Origin of the sequence: Pedobacter sp., from assembly GCF_040513095.1 — a bacterium.
Taxonomy (GTDB): Bacteria; Bacteroidota; Bacteroidia; order Sphingobacteriales; family Sphingobacteriaceae; genus Pedobacter.
The window spans coordinates 1-18670 of record NZ_JBEVDX010000056.1 but is presented as its reverse complement, the minus strand read 5'-3'; the positions used below and the strand labels follow the sequence as shown (position 1 = coordinate 18670).

Annotated in this window: 15 protein-coding genes; 11 read left to right on the top strand and 4 right to left on the bottom strand. The window is 44.7% G+C overall.

Translation table 11 applies throughout. The features are described from left to right. Positions 1-73: 73 nt before the first annotated feature. Together ABWY16_RS07725 and ABWY16_RS07720 are read right to left on the bottom strand one after the other, a co-directional pair. Positions 74-979: a glycosyltransferase family 2 protein gene (locus tag ABWY16_RS07725; protein WP_353904068.1), complete on the bottom strand. Its 906-nt coding sequence runs from the start codon at positions 977-979 to the stop codon at positions 74-76. Between the two features lie 100 nt (positions 980-1079). After that, positions 1080-1445, bottom strand: coding sequence for a winged helix-turn-helix transcriptional regulator (locus ABWY16_RS07720; protein WP_353904067.1), 366 nt, complete (start codon positions 1443-1445; stop codon positions 1080-1082). Between the two features lie 124 nt (positions 1446-1569). Between ABWY16_RS07720 and ABWY16_RS07715 the strand changes: the two genes are divergently transcribed. From ABWY16_RS07715 to ABWY16_RS07665, 11 genes are all read left to right on the top strand, one after another. Next, positions 1570-1719, top strand: a complete 150-nt coding sequence (locus ABWY16_RS07715) for a hypothetical protein (protein WP_353904066.1) — start codon at positions 1570-1572, stop codon at positions 1717-1719. Positions 1720-1940: 221 nt separating this feature from the next. Then, a complete protein-coding gene (locus tag ABWY16_RS07710) occupies positions 1941-2849 on the top strand; it encodes an alpha/beta fold hydrolase (protein WP_353904065.1) in 909 nt (302 codons plus the stop codon). An 81-nt stretch (positions 2850-2930) separates the two neighbouring features. Continuing rightward, positions 2931-3818 (top strand): helix-turn-helix domain-containing protein, encoded by an 888-nt coding sequence (locus ABWY16_RS07705; protein ID WP_353904064.1) that lies wholly within the window; start codon positions 2931-2933, stop codon positions 3816-3818. A gap of 75 nt (positions 3819-3893) precedes the next feature. Next, positions 3894-4259, top strand: a complete 366-nt coding sequence (locus ABWY16_RS07700) for a CoA-binding protein (RefSeq protein ID WP_353904063.1) — start codon at positions 3894-3896, stop codon at positions 4257-4259. A gap of 290 nt (positions 4260-4549) precedes the next feature. Next, positions 4550-5764, top strand: a complete 1215-nt coding sequence (locus ABWY16_RS07695) for a condensation domain-containing protein (RefSeq protein WP_353904062.1) — start codon at positions 4550-4552, stop codon at positions 5762-5764. A 203-nt stretch (positions 5765-5967) separates the two neighbouring features. Continuing rightward, positions 5968-7335, top strand: a complete 1368-nt coding sequence (locus ABWY16_RS07690; protein ID WP_353904061.1) for a hypothetical protein — start codon at positions 5968-5970, stop codon at positions 7333-7335. 46 nt (positions 7336-7381) lie between these two features. After that, positions 7382-8644, top strand: a complete 1263-nt coding sequence (locus ABWY16_RS07685) for a dipeptidase (protein ID WP_353904060.1) — start codon at positions 7382-7384, stop codon at positions 8642-8644. A 126-nt stretch (positions 8645-8770) separates the two neighbouring features. Further along, positions 8771-9769, top strand: a complete 999-nt coding sequence (locus tag ABWY16_RS07680) for a fumarylacetoacetate hydrolase family protein (protein WP_353904059.1) — start codon at positions 8771-8773, stop codon at positions 9767-9769. A 143-nt stretch (positions 9770-9912) separates the two neighbouring features. Then, positions 9913-11769, top strand: a complete 1857-nt coding sequence (locus tag ABWY16_RS07675; protein ID WP_353904058.1) for a 7TM diverse intracellular signaling domain-containing protein — start codon at positions 9913-9915, stop codon at positions 11767-11769. A gap of 224 nt (positions 11770-11993) precedes the next feature. Beyond that, the gene (locus tag ABWY16_RS07670; protein ID WP_353904057.1) at positions 11994-15092 is read left to right on the top strand and encodes a SusC/RagA family TonB-linked outer membrane protein; all 3099 of its coding nucleotides are present in this window, start codon (positions 11994-11996) and stop codon (positions 15090-15092) included. A gap of 9 nt (positions 15093-15101) precedes the next feature. Then, complete coding sequence (locus ABWY16_RS07665; protein ID WP_353904056.1) at positions 15102-16970, top strand: RagB/SusD family nutrient uptake outer membrane protein; 1869 nt, start codon at positions 15102-15104, stop codon at positions 16968-16970. Positions 16971-17023: 53 nt separating this feature from the next. Here the strand turns inward: ABWY16_RS07665 and ABWY16_RS07660 are convergent, their stop codons facing one another. Both ABWY16_RS07660 and ABWY16_RS07655 read right to left on the bottom strand, forming a co-directional pair. Next, entirely contained in the window at positions 17024-17509 is a 486-nt protein-coding gene (locus ABWY16_RS07660; RefSeq protein WP_353904055.1) for a GNAT family N-acetyltransferase, read from the bottom strand. A gap of 218 nt (positions 17510-17727) precedes the next feature. Continuing rightward, on the bottom strand, positions 17728-18459 hold the full coding sequence (locus ABWY16_RS07655) for an FkbM family methyltransferase (protein WP_353904054.1): 732 nt from the start codon (positions 18457-18459) through the stop codon (positions 17728-17730). Positions 18460-18670 lie beyond the last annotated feature (211 nt).

Sequence of the window (18670 nt, the reverse complement as noted above, 5' to 3'; positions counted from 1 at the left end):
GCGTGTTAAATGAAAATATTGAGGTAATTCAAATTTATAGCTACACACGAATCGTGCCTGAACCTGCCCGGGCTTAACTGCCCAGGATTTTACTTATCCACCGGAATCTCTTTTTCTTGCGGGGAGCCGGAGGCGCAATAGCTCTCAGGAAAGCTGCAAATGCGAGGTAAGCTTGCTGATCGGGCACTATCTCAGTTTCTACATTTACCGGGTACTGAGCCAATTCAACGTCATACACATTGCTTACTCCGCAGTGTGTGCCACTGGCATCATGACCGATGTTTCTCACCAGGGATTGGCCCGGATACAGCGTTAATTTTCCCCGGAGAAATGCCGAAGCGTACCAGCGTATATCCCAGTGGCTGGTATTTCCTTTGGCCTGTTGTTCGAGTGCAGCAACATAGGGATAGGTGTTTTCGAAATTAAACTCTTGTTTAAGCTGCTCATCAGTAAACTGGTCGAACAGCCTCTGGCCCTCCAGTTCTATTAAATCCCATCCGCGTTTCCATGTTGCCCAGCCCCAGCAATCAGCACCTTTCAGGAAAAACGCTTCTTTAAGTTTGTCTTTTACCGGATAACTGTACCCGTGTATGGAAATAACCTGCTCTTGATGCTCATAATAAGCTAAAGCTTCGTTCATGTACTTTAAGAAATAGACTGAAGTCACCAGATCATCTTCAAGGACTATTACGCGGCCCTTTTCGTTAATGACTTCTGTTACCCCCAGAATCACGTTTTCGTCCACGCCAAGGTTAGTTTCGCGCAGTCTGATGTGGATGTTTTTAAAGCCTGTAACTGTACTCAGGTAGGATCTTACCAGCTGAACTGTATCTGCTGCAGCATCATTTTTTGCTGCATCTGCATAGATATACAGTTCGCTTTCCTCTGCAAGCAGGTTTTCCTGCAAAGCCTCTATGGTTTTCTTTGTGTGATCCAGGCGGTTATAAACGAAGAGAACAATGGGCGCGGTATTGAGCATGCTGGGCTAGAATCAAAAAGATATCCTAAATTGTTTTTTTTCTGAATCAAAGTTAGCTAATATTCCCAACATCCCCTGTAGATGGTAAAGCAATAGTTTCTTAGCGCTGCTCAGTTAAGGGCTTCATAATTACCCTTCTCAAACGTTCCTGATGTTCGTCGCCCCACAGCCCGATAAGAGAGATGACCGGTATCAGGCTTTCGCCAAATTCAGTAAGACTGTATTCTACTTTCGGGGGCATCACAGGATAGATAATTTTAGTCACCAGCTCATGGTCCTCCAGTTCTTTCAGCTGGATGTTCAATACCCTCCTTGATGCATCCGGTATTTTTCGCTGTAGTTCGCCCGGGCGCTGGTATCCTTTATAGATAAACCACAAAAGACGGATCTTCCACTTCCCGTAAAGCACACCTCCCACCAGATCGAGTCCGCAATTCAGATTTGGCAAAGTCTTCTTCTCATACATATACAAATATAATATTCTGTCTGCGCCGGATCAATACGGAACAATTTATCCCTATTTGAATCGTAATGCCGTACTTGCTTTGAGGTCACATACTACAGAAATTTGTACAAATAAATCTTTGGTTATGGAACAGAATTTTGATTTTAAAAATGAATTTGCCGGCAAAATTGCCCTCGTAACCGGAGGTACAAAAGTGCTGGCGCCGCAATTGCAGATTGCCTGCACTGGAAGAAGCCCAAACTATCAGACCGGCACTGATTACACCATTGTATGAAGAACAGGCCAAAGATCTGACCATCGGTTACTGACAATTAATTAATCAGTATATTTATTAGTATATTGGCTGACAGGCGGTTATAGCATTTCATCTATTTGTGTAGCGCTGGGAAAAATCTGCAAGATACTTCGCCTTTTGTCCATTCCCCTGCTTCCGGAATCTGCCCACCTTTGTATTGTCAACAAACAATATCCTGGAAACCATTAAACAAATCAAACATGAAAACACTAATCTCAACAATCAGTCTCGTACTCGCTTTAATTTTAAGTCAGTCAGTATCTGCGCAGGACAAAAGGATACCTGCATCTGCAGGAAGGGAAGAATACGTTGAAGTAGAGAAAAACGTGCGCCTCCACGTAACCGACCTGGGCGATGGACAACCCATTGTGCTCATACACGGATGGCCATTAAGCGATGAAATGTATGAATACCAATACCAATACCTGGTGAGAAAAGGCTACAGGGTAATCGGTATTTCGCTCCGCGGTTTTGGCAAGTCAGACAAACCCTATGGAAAATACAACTTTGATGTTTTTTCAGACGATATCCATATCGTTCTTGGTAAACTGAAAATTGAAAATGCCGTCCTGGGTGGATTTTCTATGGGAGGGGCCGTAACAATCCACTACGTGAATAAGTATAAATCCGCCCATGTCAGCAAGCTTGCCCTGTTTGCTGCCGCTGCACCATCATGGAAACAGCGTCCGGGATACGCTTTAGGAATATCTGAAGAAGGCGCCGCCGGACTGATCAAACAAACGATGACCAGCAGGGAAGACCTGATAGCAGGATTTGGTGCTGCATTTGCGGCCAAAGGAGGATCACTATCAAAAAACGTGGAAAAGTGGCTGGAGAACATCAATCTGTCGGCAAGTCCATATGCCGTTACTGAATCTATAAGCGCACTTGGTGATCTGGACCTGCGTCCCGCTCTGGCAAACATTACAATCCCTGTAACTATTTTTCAGGGTACAAAAGACCAGCTAATTGATTTTGCATTGGCAGAACAGCTCCAGAAGGGGTTAAAAAACTCTTACATCGTAAGGTTTGAAAAAAGCGGGCACGCGCTGTTCATAGAAGAAATGGATAAGTTCAATACCGAGCTGGAGAAATTTGCCAAAAAATAGTGCCTCATCCTTTGAATTAACGCATCCAAAGCAATTAATTTTTAACCAGCGTGTGTAATACACCTGGAATTTAGAAACGAGATGAAGAAGTTAAATATTTTTGAAGCCAGCCTGAAAAAGATCGGATTACTAAAGGTAAATAAAGATGGTCTGGAAGAAATCAATTCTGATGCCTACAAATCCTATATTAAAATACTTTACCTCTCAAAAGGCTGTAAAATTAAGGTTGATTTTACAACGTACAGTACCGAGGGACCCTCTTTGTTTTTTATCAGTCCCAATCAGATTTTCAGAATCGAGGGCATGTGTGCAGAAACAGGAGTGCTCATCTTTTACAACCGTGATTTTTATTGTATCCAGATACATGATGAGGAAGTGGCATGTGACGGACTGTTATTCAATAATATAAAAAATATACCGGTTACAACAGTTCCGGAACATGTAGCAGTCTCCATCAACCATTTATTTGCCCAAATTGAGGATGAGTTCGTTTTGCAGGACTCTTCGCAGGAGGAAATGATCCGCACTTACCTGAAGCAGATCCTGATTAAATCCACACGCTTATGGAAACAGGAGCATCTAAATAACGCAGGTGATGAGGGCAGTAACGATCTTGAGTTTTTCAGGCGGTTCACGCAACTGGTAGAAGCGCATTTTAAAGCAAAACACAGTGTTGCAGATTATGCAGATTTAATGCTTGTTGCACCCAAAACGATTACCAACAAATTTAAAAGGCTCAACCTGCCACCGCCCAACGATGTTATTAAAAACCGGATCATACTGGAAGCCAAGAGGCTCCTGGTACATACTTCCCTGACCGCCAAGGAAATTTCTTACGAACTGGGATATGAGGATCCTGCATACTTTAGCCGGCTTTTTTTTATTAAAACCGGAGAATCGCCCTCCGGATTTAAAAACAAATACCTGATGCAAAGCAGGGCAAAAACAGCTAGCCCTGCAACATCTTAGGCACTGTGCCCCCAGACATTTCCAAATTACATCTGTTCTGGCAGGAACTTAATTTTAAACAAATCATATCAAATCATGGAACAAAAGAAAACCCTTATACTGGGTGCTACAGCTGATCCCTGCCGTTATTCTTATCTTGCGGCTCACCTCTTGACCGTTGACGGACATGTCATTGTAAATGTAGGCAATAAAACCGGTGCAGTTGCCGGTATCCCTATCGAAAAACCTGAAGCAATCCATACGGATATAGACACTATTACATTGTATATCAGTCCACGGAATCAACCCTCCCTGTACGAATATATCTTCAGGACCAATCCCAAACGCATTATTTTTAACCCTGGTGCCGAAAATCCGGAACTTCAGCAAATGGCAAACGCACGTGGCATCCTGACAGACTTTGCCTGCACACTGGTATTACTTGCTACAGATCAGTATTGACCTGAATGCCCTTTATTGTTTTGATGTAAATCCTGCCTAAAAATGTGCAGGATTTTTTGTTCCTGTGTGTTTCTGCAAACGAAAAATTACATTTCTGAACTTTCGGATCGGGGCTTAAGGGAAATATCTCCAATATACAGTGCCTTTTCTCCATTCCCCGGGCTGTTTTCATTCGGCAATTTTGCAGCAGAAAATAATGGCGGTATCCCTGTCAGGATATTTGATCGGCCACCAGAGAAGAACTTTGAGCTGACATTAACGCCCGGGATAGTAATTAAACAGTATTAAAAATGGAAAACCAACAAAACCGCACTTTAGGTGCATTCGAGAAGACCTTTTGGCTGCTGGATCAGATAGACTCGAAAGATTTTGTACTTGCTGCAGAAATTGACGGCAGGGAAACCGAGGAGGCATGGCAGCTGGCAATCAAAAAAGTGCAGCAACGTCACCCCAACCTTTCGGTAAAGATTGTAATGGACCCTTTTCACAGGCCGGTTTTAAAACACGTACCGGGAATGGAAATTCCCCTTCGGACAGTAGATGTAGAGAACGACTATCGCTGGGAACAGGAAGCTGAAAAAGAGCTCTCCACAAGGTTTAATACAGAAACAGGACCGCTTGTAAGAGTAGTGTTGGTTCAGAAACCTGAAAACACAGTATTGCTGGTAGCAGCGAGTCATACCATTTCTGATGGTACTTCGCTTACCTATTTTATAAGAGATGTCCTGTCAGCTGTTACAGGTCAGGAACTGGAACCCATGAAAGCCCAGAGATCAAATGATGAAGAAGTTGGATTTCCGGAGGACGTGGCCATTGTCGGTCAGGAACAGGCCACTTCTCTGGAAAATAATTTCAAACCTGTTTTTCCAAAGGTGTCAACCCTTAGGATTGACCGGGAAACCACCCACAAGATCATTGAGAAATCAAGGCTGGAAGGAACAACAGTTCATGGTGTTCTGTGTGCAGCGGTCCTGATTGCAAGTAGAAAAATGCGCCCGGAATGGGCTGATAAGAAGATTGAAATGATTTCTCCTGTATGCAGCCGAAGAGCACTGAAGCTCGATGATAATTTTGGCCTCAACATCACCACTCAAGCCGTATATTTTGAGGAAGAGCAGCACCTGACATTCTGGGACATTGCACGATTGGCTAAAGCTGAGCTGGAAGGGACGCATACAGTAGAACATGTTAAAAACTATCTCGGTATTTTCAGGGACCTAACTTTTAACAGTGCAGACCTGCAGCGCATGATTGAAGTTTTGAAGGAGGCATTTAATCACCAGATTATGGTGACTAATCTTGGAAGAGCCAAATTTCATAGTGATTTTGGTAAGCTGCAAATAAAGGCGCTTTACGGTCCAATGGTACGCTCGGGAAAAGGACATGAACAGACGGTGGGTGCGATTACCTGTAATGGTTCCCTTTCCCTCACAAATACAAGTGATTCGCCTATCACAGGGCTACTACCGGCAATTGAAAAAATTGTAAGAGAAGCATGTGAATAATCTCGTTCTTATCAAAGCCTGCAAGTAATGCAGGCTTTTCTGTTTTATAACCATCCCGCCCGCATCCGGACAGTAAGGATGAAAGCCGTCTCAACTACAAAAAAGATACACATACGGTGGCAATTATCTTAAATATTTTCATAGTTTTAGCAGAGTAGCAGCAATTGACATAGTCTTTTCTGCGCAACCAAAGCTTAAACACGATGTCAGATAAACCAAGCGAAACTACTGCGGGTAATCCGGAATTATCTTCAATGGAGAAGATCCTTGAACTGAACCCCCGCTTCAGCCGGCGCGAAATGCTCGGAATAACAGGTCTAGCCGGTATAGCAGCGTTAACCGGAATCGGATCCGCTGCCTTTGCCCAAAATGAAACAAAACGTCCCCGCATAGCGTGTCTGGTCAGCTATTGGGGTGCTCCCAGGTCACATGCCGACTGGATCATCACCAAGTTGCTTGACGGTTACTGGTGGAATGGAGCTCATACTCCTTCACGCGTAGACGTAGTAGCTATTTACATTCATCAGCTTCCGGAAAGCGGACTGGGACAAAAAATAGCAAAAGCCAAAAACATTCCAATCTTTAAATCGGTAGGAGAAGCTGTCACGCTGGGCGGAAAAGAACTTGCTGTGGATGGCGTTGTCATTGTTGCTGAACATGGTGAATACCCAACCAATCTCAAAGGGCAGTGGATGTTGCCAAGGTGGTGGATCTACCAGCAGGTAATCCGCGTTTTCGAGCAGAGCAAACGATCTGTACCGGTGTTTAACGATAAACATCTCTCTTATAACTGGGACGAGGCAAAGTGGATGTTTGACAAATCCCGTGAACTGAACTTTCCCTTAACCGGAGGTTCATCTATCCCGGTTTATTACCGCACACCTGAAATTGAACTCGATAATGAGACGCCCATCAGAACGTCACTCCTGGTTGGAGACACAGCAGATGAAGGAGCGCTTTTTCATTGTGTCGACCTTTTGCAGGCTATTGTAGAGCGCCGCAAAGGCGGTGAAACAGGGGTGAAGTCCATACAGTGTATCCGCGGGGCAGAAACATGGCACTGGCTGGAACGCAATACCTGGGCAGAAAAACTGCTTGAATCCGTAAGGAAAAAATTCGAACTCAAACCGGGGCACTTCCAGGAAATTGAGTCTCCAAACGTCTGTATTATAGAATATAATGACGGTACAAAAGCCGCTGTAATCTCTGGCAAGGGTGTGAGCTGGACTTACGCCGGTGAAATCAAAGGACATAATGACCCTACACTTATTTCGATTCTCGGCTGGCCAGGCCCATTCGCCCAATACCATGCTTCAAATGCCCAGCCACACTGGATTACAGAAATGATGGTTACCAAGAAGGAACCATTTCATGCCGAACGGCTGCTGCTTTCCACCGGAATTGTAGCTTATAACATGGAATCAAACTGGGAGAATGGCCATTATTCTGCTGTTGGACGGCTGATCAATACACCTTTTATGAATATGACTTACCGTACAACCCGTGGAGCGCAGTTCAGTAAGGGACAGCGTCCGCCGAATACCCCATATATAAGGGGTTTCGACATTTAGACAATACGCAGTAGAGAAAAACCCAATTGAAAGAATATATAATATAATGAAACGCAGAGACCTCATTAAGAGCTTAACACTATTGCCGCTCGCAGGCAATTTTTTATCTATAGAAAACTTATCAGCTGCTCCTTTTGCCGTACATCAGGCTGAGGATAAGCCTATGCCTGCAATACATCGTAATGCATTTGTGATGGATGGCCATATCCACGTCATGACCCGCGAGTTGCTGATGAAAACCGATATAGGCCAGCGTTATACAGATGGAAATGTAGATCTGCCAAGGGCTAAAGAGGGGGGGATGGACGCCATGTTCTTTTCGGTTTACACACCTGACGTCTATTATCCCGGCAGGTTCGAAACAAAAAATACCTTCCGCGTGCTCAACCTGGCACTGGACCAGATCAAAAAAAATAACTCAGTTATTGAGCTGGCGCTCACGGCATCCGACATCGTACGCATAAATAAGAAAGGCAAAATTGCGGCTTTCCTCGATTTGGAAGGCGGATTTGACCTCGAAGGCGATCTCAACCTCCTCCGTGCAATGCATCATTTAGGACTAAGATGCATGCAGCTTACGGCGCATAATACAACGAATGCGTTTATTGATGCATGTAACGACATCAGCTACTGGGGCGGAATAAATGACCTCGGAAAAGAGATTATCGCCGAAATGAATCATCTGGGAATGGTTATCAATGTAGCCCACGCCTCCAATGATGCAATCCTGCAGACTGTAGAGGTAAGTAAAGACCCTGTAATTTACAGCCACGGAGGTTTTTACAACATTGTAAATCATCCCCGCTGTATAAGTGACGAAGCTGCAAAAGCTATAGCTGCCAAAGGCGGCGTGATCGGGGTTCAGTTTGGAAGTCTTTTCAACAATCCAAAGTACTACGCCTGGCAAAATCCTTCCCCTGCAGCTAAAGTTACAGTGCCAAAAGGAACCCGACCGGCCTCTTTGGTGCCTAAACCTAACCTGCAAACCATTGAAGAGGTAGACCGGGAACTCTTGAAAGAAGTTCCATTGAATTTCAGGGGGACTATACCTGATGAATACTGGATGCATATTGACCAGCTGGCTAAAGTGATAGATTACGGGGTGAAATTAGTTGGTGAGGATCACATTGCACTGGGTTCAGACCTGGATGGCGGGCCAGAACTGCCCCATGAAATCAAAGACATCAGCGATTATCCGCAGATCACTATCGCAATGCAAAAGCTGGGCTACAGCGATCAGCGAATCAGAAAGATCCTGGGTTTAAACTGGCTGCGTGTGATCAGGCAGGTTACTGAAGGCAAAGGATAGGCTTTGACATACCACCGTATACAATTACAGCGCATACGGTGATGGACATCACTAATGCATATCACCAGTTTTGGTTATATGCATATTTAAACGTTCGTTTAATTTTGCCGGACAGAGCAATGTTACATGAAACTAGTATCCTACAAAACCAAAAATAGCGAACACCTAGGTGTTTTTGTAAATGGGCGTATATATAATCTGAATGCCTGCGATCATCAGATTCCGGATGATATGAATTCTTTTCTGAAAAATGCTGAGACCGCAATGGAACGGGCCCTGGCAGTTGATGCAAATATCAAATCCGCTGCGCTCAGTCCTAAGGAAGAAACATTTTATGAGCTTGTTGCCCCGGTTCCGCATCCCGCGTCCTGTCGTGACGGATATGCTTTTCGCCAGCATGTAGAAACTGCCCGCAGAAACCTTGGGCTGGACATGAATCCTGAATATGACCAGTTCCCCGTATTCTACTTTACCAATCATCAGGCTATTGATGGGCCAGGCGACATCACGTGTATGCCTGATCATCTTTATGGTCTTGATTTCGAACTGGAAGTGGCAGTAGCCATTGGTAAGAAAGGAAAAAACATTACTGCCGCAGAAGCAGATACTTATATTGCCGGTTTCATGATCATGAATGACCTGAGTGCCCGGGTACTGCAGATGGAAGAAATGCAGTCCAATCTGGGGCCCGCCAAAGGCAAGGATTTTTCTACTGTGCTGGGCCCCTGGCTGGTTACAGCAGACGAGCTGGAGGAATATAGAGTAGCAACCAAAGCAGGACACACCGGCAATACTTACAATTTAAAAATGACCTGTACCGTCAACGGAAAGCAGGTGTCAGCAGGCAATATGGCAGATATGGACTGGACATTCGCTGAAATAATAGAACGCTGCGCATATGGCACCGTAATTTATCCCGGTGATGTGATTGGCTCTGGCACGGTAGGTACTGGTTGTTTCCTGGAACTGAACGGGACAGGACGTATTAATGACCCAAACTATCAGCAGCAGTGGCTCAAAGATGGAGATCTTGTAGAACTGGAAGTTACAGGACTTGGTATTTTAAGCAATACAATCAGGAAGGCAGATTCGGACTTTTCTATACTGGCGCTTAAAAAGCAATAAAACCTGTGGCAGGGTTTATCTGAAAAAAAAGATTGCTGGTAAAGAAAGTTTATTGCTATCTTTAAGTAAAGGGATTCTAACCAAACAGCTAAACTATTTTGCCATCTATATGCCGCCTCCTTCTGGTTGTTGTCTTTAGTTGTATGAGCGTTAACCTCAGCGCACAGGCAATTGCAACAACAAATGATTCAGTTCCTCACCATATCCTAAAATATGATGAGATCAGGTATTTTGAAGACACCAGTTCCAGATTAACTTTCAGGCAGCTCTCTTCAAAACAGCTACAGGGAAGGTTTATTTCAATTCACAACTTCCATGTGAACCGCCCCGCATCAAACCATTGGTACAGGTTTAAAATCCGGAAGGACAGCAGGTCCGGAACCAGCTGGGTCTTCGAGGTCTTTGACCAGACCATTCAGGACATTACCATTTTTGCACCCGACGCTGCGGGAAAGTATCAGGCACACAGGTTCGGTACTGCGTTTGGTTTCAGTTCCCGTCCCTTTGCCCATAAGAATTTCGTTATCACCATAGGTAATCAATCTGCTAAAAACATCACCTACTTCGTCAGGATCCACTCTTCCAGGCCTTTTACTGCACTTTTTGTAGTCAGAGATCTGAAGTGGTTTATCGGATATGCGCTAAAGGAATATCTTGCTTTCGGGCTTTTCTATGGGATGATCATTGTCTTCAGCATGTATAATCTGCTGATGTATCTTGCCCTCAAAGACAAAAAGTATATCTATTATATCCTCTATAACATCAGTATCGCCCTCTATGAACTGAGCAGCGATGGGCTGGCTTTCCAGTATCTGTGGCCGGGGCTACCATTTCTGAACACCTATGCAGACGGTTTCTTTTTATGCTGCAGTATTGTATTCTTCCTCTTATTCACCAGCGAGTTCCTGGGACTCAGGCACCGTTCAGGTCATTTCGCAGTAGCCGTATGGTTCATGATCGGGATTCGTAGTACCTATTTTATCCTGGCCCTGTTCAACAATGCATTGTTTGATTTTAAGGCGATAGAGATCCTGCCTTTGCTGCTTGCACTTGGAGCAGGAATACATGTTTTCAAAAAAGGCTATCGTCCTGCGAGGTTCCTGATCATCGGGTATAGTGTCCTCTTGTTCGGCTTAGTCATGAAAACAATCATTTACTTTGATTTTTCCTGGATGCCCAATGGCCCGGCTACGCACTACAGTTTAAACTACACCATCATCATCGAAATGATGTTTGTTTCTTTTGCCATCGGAGACAGCATCAGGACACTCAAAAGTAAAAAGGAGCGTACACAGCGCCGGATGATTGATCAGTTGAGGATCAACGAAAAACTGCAGCATACGCTCAATGCTGAACTGAGTGTCCTTGTGGATCAGCGGACAAAAGAGCTGTCTGATCAAACCGCTTTGGTTGAAAGGCAGCACCGGGAAATCTTAAAAATGAACGAGTTGCTGCAAAAGGACAACGAAGTTTTGCATACAGATATTCAAACGATCAGGAAATCACGGGTGATGGCTGATGAAGTGGATTTTGAAGAGTTCAGCAGGATCTATCCCGACCGCGAGACCTGTTTTAAGTATCTGGCAGAACTCAAATGGGCAAAGGGCTACAATTGTAAACGCTGCGGAAATAAACATTTCTCGGCCGGTCTTTTGCCCTATGCGCACCGCTGTACCAAATGTGGTTATGACGAATCTGTTCTCAGTTATACCATCTTTCATAACAGCAGAATTCCCATTAATAAAGCCTTTTATATCCTGTTTCTGGTCTACAGGACAAAAGGTAAAATTTCCAGTTATGAACTTTCCAAACAGCTGGACATACGGCAAAGTACCTGCTGGACCTACAACAGTAAAATGCAAAAGGTGCTCAACGAAAGGACATCCCTGATCAGCAAAGCTGGTAAAGGTGGCTGGAGTTTGCTCATCCTGGATTCAGCACAAAGCGCTGCAACTGCAAAGGAGCCAGTTCTGGCACCTGTAGCATCACATCAGTACTAAATAAATACGATAATCTGAATGTTTTTTTAACGTATTAAGCAAAACCCTTCATCCTGTTCCAGTTGATTCTATTCGCTGTTTATTGGTGATTTGTATGAGATTAAAGCGTATTGAGTAGGTGTTTAATGTTCTTAAAATCAATATGTTAACTGTATTTTATTTTGTCTTTTGATCAGAAATAGAATAGGTTTGTATCTCCAATTCTTTAACCAAATATTCATTGTATGAGAAAAAAAATTACGTTAACTCTAATTTGTTTTTTCTTCGCTGGCTTTTACTGTCTGGGACAGATGCTGAGGGTCACGGGATCAATCACAACCAAATCGGGGACACCTATCCCGGGCGTCTCCGTTAAAGTAAAAAATGAGCGGACAGCCGTATCAACAGGTTCTGACGGAAAGTTCTCCATTCAGGCACCCGCCAGCGCAATACTGGTCATTTCCTCAGTGGGATTCAGTACCCAGGAGGTTCCCGTTAACAGGCGAAGCACTATCACGGTCACACTTGCAGAAGAATCGCAGCGTCTGACAGAAGTTGTAGTGATAGGCTATGGAACCACCACAAAACGTGATGCAACCGGAGCAATATCAAGCGTAAAGGCCACCCAGCTGGAGAACGAAAATCCGCAGAGTGTTTCAGATGTGCTGCGCGGTAATATTCCGGGACTGTCCGTTGGACTAAATTCAAGCGCTAAAGGGGGAGGAGACTTCCTGGTCAGGGGCAAATCAACGCTCAGCGCCGGAACCTCGCCTTTAATTGTCCTTGACAACGTGATTTACAATGGTCAGCTCGCAGATATCAATCCCAATGACATTGAAACGGTGGATGTCCTGAAGGATGCCAGCTCGCTCGCAGTGTATGGTGCAAAAGCGGCAACTGGCGTAATCGCTATAACCACGAAAAAAGGACGTGGGGATGCCCCTACAATTACCCTCAATACGAACGTAGGCCTGGCACAGATTTCTAAAAATCAAAGGGTTTATCAGGGAGAGGAATTTTTGTCCTGGAGGGCAGATGTGATGCGCAGCGGGGCCACTACGCCAGAATACCTTTACAATAATCCGGGGAATCTTCCGGAAGGTGTTACCATTTCTCAATGGCTCAACGGGCAGACGGGAGATCCTGTGGATCTGTGGCTCAACAGGTTGGGTCTGGTAGCCAATGAAAAGGCCAATTATCTGGCTGGTAAAACCATCAACTGGTATGATGAGATTTTCAGGACTGGTTTCAGACAGGACCACACGCTGAGCCTGAGCGGTAAAAAACAGGAGATCAGCTATTACATGTCCCTCAACTATCAGAAAAACCAGAGTTTTGTTGAAGGTGGCGATTACACAGCAATCAGGGGCAGGATCAATCTTGAAGGGGAGGCCGCAAAATTCCTGACACTGGGGATGAATGTTCAGTTTGCTGATCGTGATGAAGCCAGAACCGGTGACGGTGCGCTGGAAGCCAACTGGTCACAACTGACCAGCCTTTCCCCATATGGTGATAAATACCTTCCAAATGGAGAATTGCGGCGCATCCCTACTGATGACAGCGGCCTGAATGCCAGGAACCCCTTTCTAAACATGACTTACAATGAGCGCATGAATAAACAGAATACGCTTTTTGCAAGTGTTTATGGACGGCTTAAATTGCCTTTGGGCATTACTTACCAGGTCAATTTTAGTCCGGGACTTGATTTTTACAGGACTTTCGACTACAGGTCATCCCGTAACCCGGATGTGATTACACCTGGCGGATCTGCCACACGTGCGCAGGAAACCCGGTACAACTGGCAGCTGGATAATGTGGTAAAATGGAATAAAACAGTGGCGGACATTCACAACTTTGATGTCACCCTGGTAGCAACAGCCGAAAAGTATCAGACCTGGTGGACACAGGCTTCAAATGAGGGTTTCGTACCTGGTGATGTGCTGAGTTATCACAATCTTGCCAGCGGCATCAAACCGGTAACCAACAGCGAGGACAAAGTGTATACCGGGGACGGACTGGTGGGAAGGCTCAATTACACCCTGATGCAGCGCTATCTCCTCACTCTTTCGCTGAGGCGCGATGGGTATTCTGTTTTCGGAATCAACTTTAAAAGGGCAACTTTTCCGGCGGCAGCCCTTGGCTGGGTCTTTACCGACGAACCATTCATGAAAAACCAAAAGTGGCTGGGTTATGGTAAACTGAGATTATCCTATGGTGTCAACGGAAACAGGGACCTTCGCAATCCCGATAATGGTACGGTAGACCCATATGCAGCACTGGCACAACTGGCGATAGCAAAGTATCAGACCGTTACCCCGGGTGGAACAGCTTCTGATGTAAATACCGTCCAGATTGGTTCCAGGATGGGCAATCCGGACCTGAAGTGGGAGGAGACTACTGCATTGAACGTGGGACTGGACTTCTCCGTGTTGAAAGACCGTATCACTGGTTCAATTGATGCATACAGCAAGAAAACCAGTGATCTGCTGGTGCGGCAAACCCTGCCAAATGTGATTGGTTATTCCAATGTGTATTCCAATCTCGCACGTATCAATAACAGGGGCGGCGAGCTGAATATCAACACTAAAAACCTGACCGATGGAAACATCAAATGGAACACCAACTTCAACTTCTCCTTCAACAGAAACAAGATAGTTGCATTGGCCCTGCCTACTGATGATCCGGGGAATGGCTGGTTCATTGGCCGTGACATTGATGTCATCTGGGACTATAAGGTGCTGGGGGTATGGCAGCAAAGCGAAATGGCCGAGGCAGCGAAGTTCAGCAAAGCTGCAATCAAAGCCGGTGATTTTAAACTCGAGGACGTGAATGGAGATTATGCCTATTCAGATGCCGATAAGAAATTTCTGGGTTACAAAACGCCACGGTACTTTTTTGCGCTGCGCAACGAGTTCAATATCTATAAAAACTTTGATTTTTCTTTCCAGCTGCTGGCCAACTGGGGTCAGCTGAAGGAATATAACCTCGCCAAGAACCAGCCTGGCAGTGTTGGTTTTGCGCGGTCGTCATCTTTTGTTTTGCCTTACTGGACACCTGCAAATCCCATAAATGATTATGCCAGGCTCAACTCCGGATCAAGCGGCACAAGCTTCAATGTGTACTGGAACAACTCGTTCATCCGGCTAAACACTGTTGCGCTTTCTTACACTTTACCACAGGCTTTAGCAGGAAAACTGCGGTTGAAGTCGGCAAAAATCTATGCTAATGTGAACAATGTGGCCTATTATGCGCCTACGTGGACTTACTGGGATCCACAGAGCGAGGGCACAACCCCGGGCCCGGCTCCAAGATATTATACCTTAGGCATGAACATCACCTTATAGTTTATCACCATGAAAAAAATCAATTCCTATATAGTTGTATTAATGGCTTTTCTCGTCCCGCTATCGGGTTGCAAGAAAACCTTCCTTGATTCTGAGCAGCTTTCTTCCTATGCACCGGAAAATTTAAATAGTGTTAATGCAATGAAGGCAGCGCTGAACGGGCTGGGTGCCTCAGCCAGAAGAGAGTTTTTTGGTGATTCTGCACCAATGTTAACAGAGTCAATATTTTCAGATGTTGCAGTTGAAGGTACAACAGATAAAAACACGCCCGCGCAGGACCTGATTTCCAGGATTACCCCTGACGCAAACTTAAACAGTGACGATTACAATAAGATTGGCTGGTATTGGGATAATGAGTTTATCGCTGTCAGACAGGCCAATACCATCATCACCAATATCAACCTGCCCAACTATGCTTCAGAGGCCGAGAAAAACGCCATCCTTGGTGCAGCTCTGTTTTACCGCGCCTTTAACTATTACCGCCTGGTTCATCAATTTGGCGACGTACCCTTTTTGTCAAAAGATTACGATGCCCCAAAGGCAGATTTTTACTCCACCAAAAGAGAGGTTATCCTAACTCAACTGAAAGCAGATCTTGAATTTGCGCAAACCTGGGTGCTTGATGGTGGCAATAAGGGAGAAGCCACAAAAGGTGCTGTAAGCCATTTGCTGACCAAAGTAAATCTTGCCTTAGGCAAGTTTGATGACGCTGTCACATCAGCAAATAATGTGATCAACGGGGGCAAATATGGTATGATGACCACCCGTTTTGGTAGTACTGCCTCTGATGCAGCTAAAAACGTGGTTTGGGATCTGCACCGTATGGATAACAAGTCGATCGCTGCAAACCGCGAAGCGTTATTCCTGGTGATTGACAGAGAAGCATTTGCAGGATTCACGCCTTCGGGCTCTCAATTAATGAGAAATACAGTGCCAGCGTGGCACTTCGCCAATGTTAAAACGCCATCAGGAGCAACGGCAATAGTGGATTTGGTCAGTGCCGAGATCCCACTGACCCGGATGTACGGAAGAGGCATAGGCCGATACCGCGGTACTCCGTACAGTACCAAAAACATCTGGACGGATAATACTGATTTCAGGCACGCCAAAGGAATGTGGATGGATATGACAGATCTTGTTTATAATAATCCTGCGCTCAAGACCTCCGCCAATGCTGCTGACCGCGCTTTATATGGTCAGCCATTACAGATGTATTCAGCTTCGAATCTGGCACAGCGCTTCACCAATGGGGGGCTGGATACAATCCGCCACTGGTTCGGGTGGCCACATTATAAGGTGTTCATTAATTCTACCAATGCCCTTGCCAATGATCCCTACTGGAGTCCTCCGCGCGGTACAAATACAGATTGGTATGTGTTTCGCCTGGCAGAAACCTACTTGTTGCGTGCGGAGGCATATTACTGGAGGGGGGATCTCGCCCTTGCCATGGCAGATTTGAATGTGGTACGTTCAAGGGCAAATGCTGCTTTGCTGACTAATCCGGCGCTGGTTACTATAGGGACAATTTTGGATGAAAGGGCAAGAGAGCTTTATTGGGAAGAGCCCAGAAAAACAGAACTGACCAGGATTGCCTATATTTTTGCGCAGACAGGCAAAGCGGCATACAATGGAAAGAGTTACACGGTAGCAACCTTTTCTGATAACAACTTTATGTACGACAGGATCATTGAGAAAAACGATTTTTACAGAAATCAGGTCCCAACCTTACAGGGGGTGAACTACAAGATTGCCCCTTATCATGTGCTTTGGCCTGTACCAGCCAGTGCACAGCGCTTTAACACCGAAGGCAGGATCAACCAGAACAAAGGATATGCCGGCTATGAACAGAATGTTCCCGCATTGGATAAGATACAATAAGATTATTTCAGGCAGCTGGTTGTCATTGACTTCCAGCTGCTTTTTTTAAATATTTACAATTCCTTAAGCATCCAGATCGTACAGGCAAAATGGCCGGAATTACCCAATGCACCATCCAAAGATTTAAAGCCTGCCTTATCATAAAGGCTTACTGCTTTTGCCAGTTGCGGGAATGACTCCAGGTACAAGTGGGTGTATCCCATCTCTGTTGCAGTTTCGTAACACTTGTCCATCAGCAACTTGCCAATGCCACGGCCGCGGGTAGCGTTTGTGAGGTATAGCTTTACCAGTTCGGCATAACCTGTAGGTAAACCTTGTGTTGGGTAAATGCCACAGCCGCCAATTAATACGCCATCTTCTTCAGCAACGTAGTAGAAACTGGCAGGCGCTTTTTCAAACAGTTCAAACAAGTGATCAGTATCAGGATCAGAATAAACGGTACCAATTTTCGGTACATCAAATTCAACCAGTGTTTCCCGGATAATCCGTGCTAAATCTTCATTATCCTGTTTTTTTATTTCTCTTATGTTTACAGCCATTAGGTTGTTGTTTTCCTGCAAACTTAGTTATTCTTATTATTTTTTCAGGAATTGCTATCAGGCCTTCCTCTTAGATCTGAAATATCCGCGTCAGCTCTTTCCGGTGCGTCTGTCAGCTGGTATATACTATCTGCAGAACAATTCTGGAGATTGAAAATCAGTTTGCCCGCCGCTGGTAGCATTCGTCAGGGAAAAAAGAATGCTTCTGCATTGCTTTGTCAATTCCTGTCAAAATGATAAGTACAGCATACCTTTGAAAAAGAAAATCCACGCAATGCCCTGAGGACAGCATCTGTAGCGCCTTTACGTTTATTTTCGTGTACTTCCACAATTATTCTTTTTGTCAGGTTAATCCATTCCGTCGAGGTTTCAAACACTTCCTTTTCAGATCCCTCAATATCCATTTTCAGAACATCGATCTGGTCTGTTGGCAGCTCCCTGAGGATATCATTGATTGATATTGCGCAAATATCACCTTCTTCATCAGTTTCTTCTACCATAAATGCCCAGGCGCCCTCGGCTGTATTTGTGATCTTCAGATTCGACTTTTTGTCCCAGAGTCCGTTATGATAGCAGGTGATATTCTGATATCCAGAAGTATTCAGCTTCAAGAGATCAAAGTTATCACTAACCGGTTCAACGCTAATGATCTTCGCACCGGGAAAAGTGCGCTGAAAATATAAAGCCGCCAGACCAATATTTGCCCCGGCGTCAATGATGTACCTGGGGTCAATGGTTCCGGGCTGCTTGTAGATTTCGTCAATAAATATTTCCTCAAACACCAGAAAATCTGTTGAACGCCTGCGTATGTATACTTTGTGTTCGAGTTTTGGTATGTGAAAACTGATGGTGCCTTTAGACCTTGAAGCACGTACTGTTAAAAACAGCTTAAGTCCATTTAGCAAGCCGAAACGAGCCACATATTGGTAGATTCTTTTGTTTAGTATCATCGTGAGAGAATTATTAGATTGCTGATTAATTCAAAAATTCCTGATCATGTCAAAAAACTTTTCTCTCAGCTACTGATATCCACTCACAATCCTTTAGAGATAAAAGCTTTATCTAAAAATAATAAATTTCTCAACAAAACAAGTTATACAGTTTGAATTATTCTTTCTAAATGATTTACAGTCCTCAACAGGCAGCAATGCCCAGTTTTAT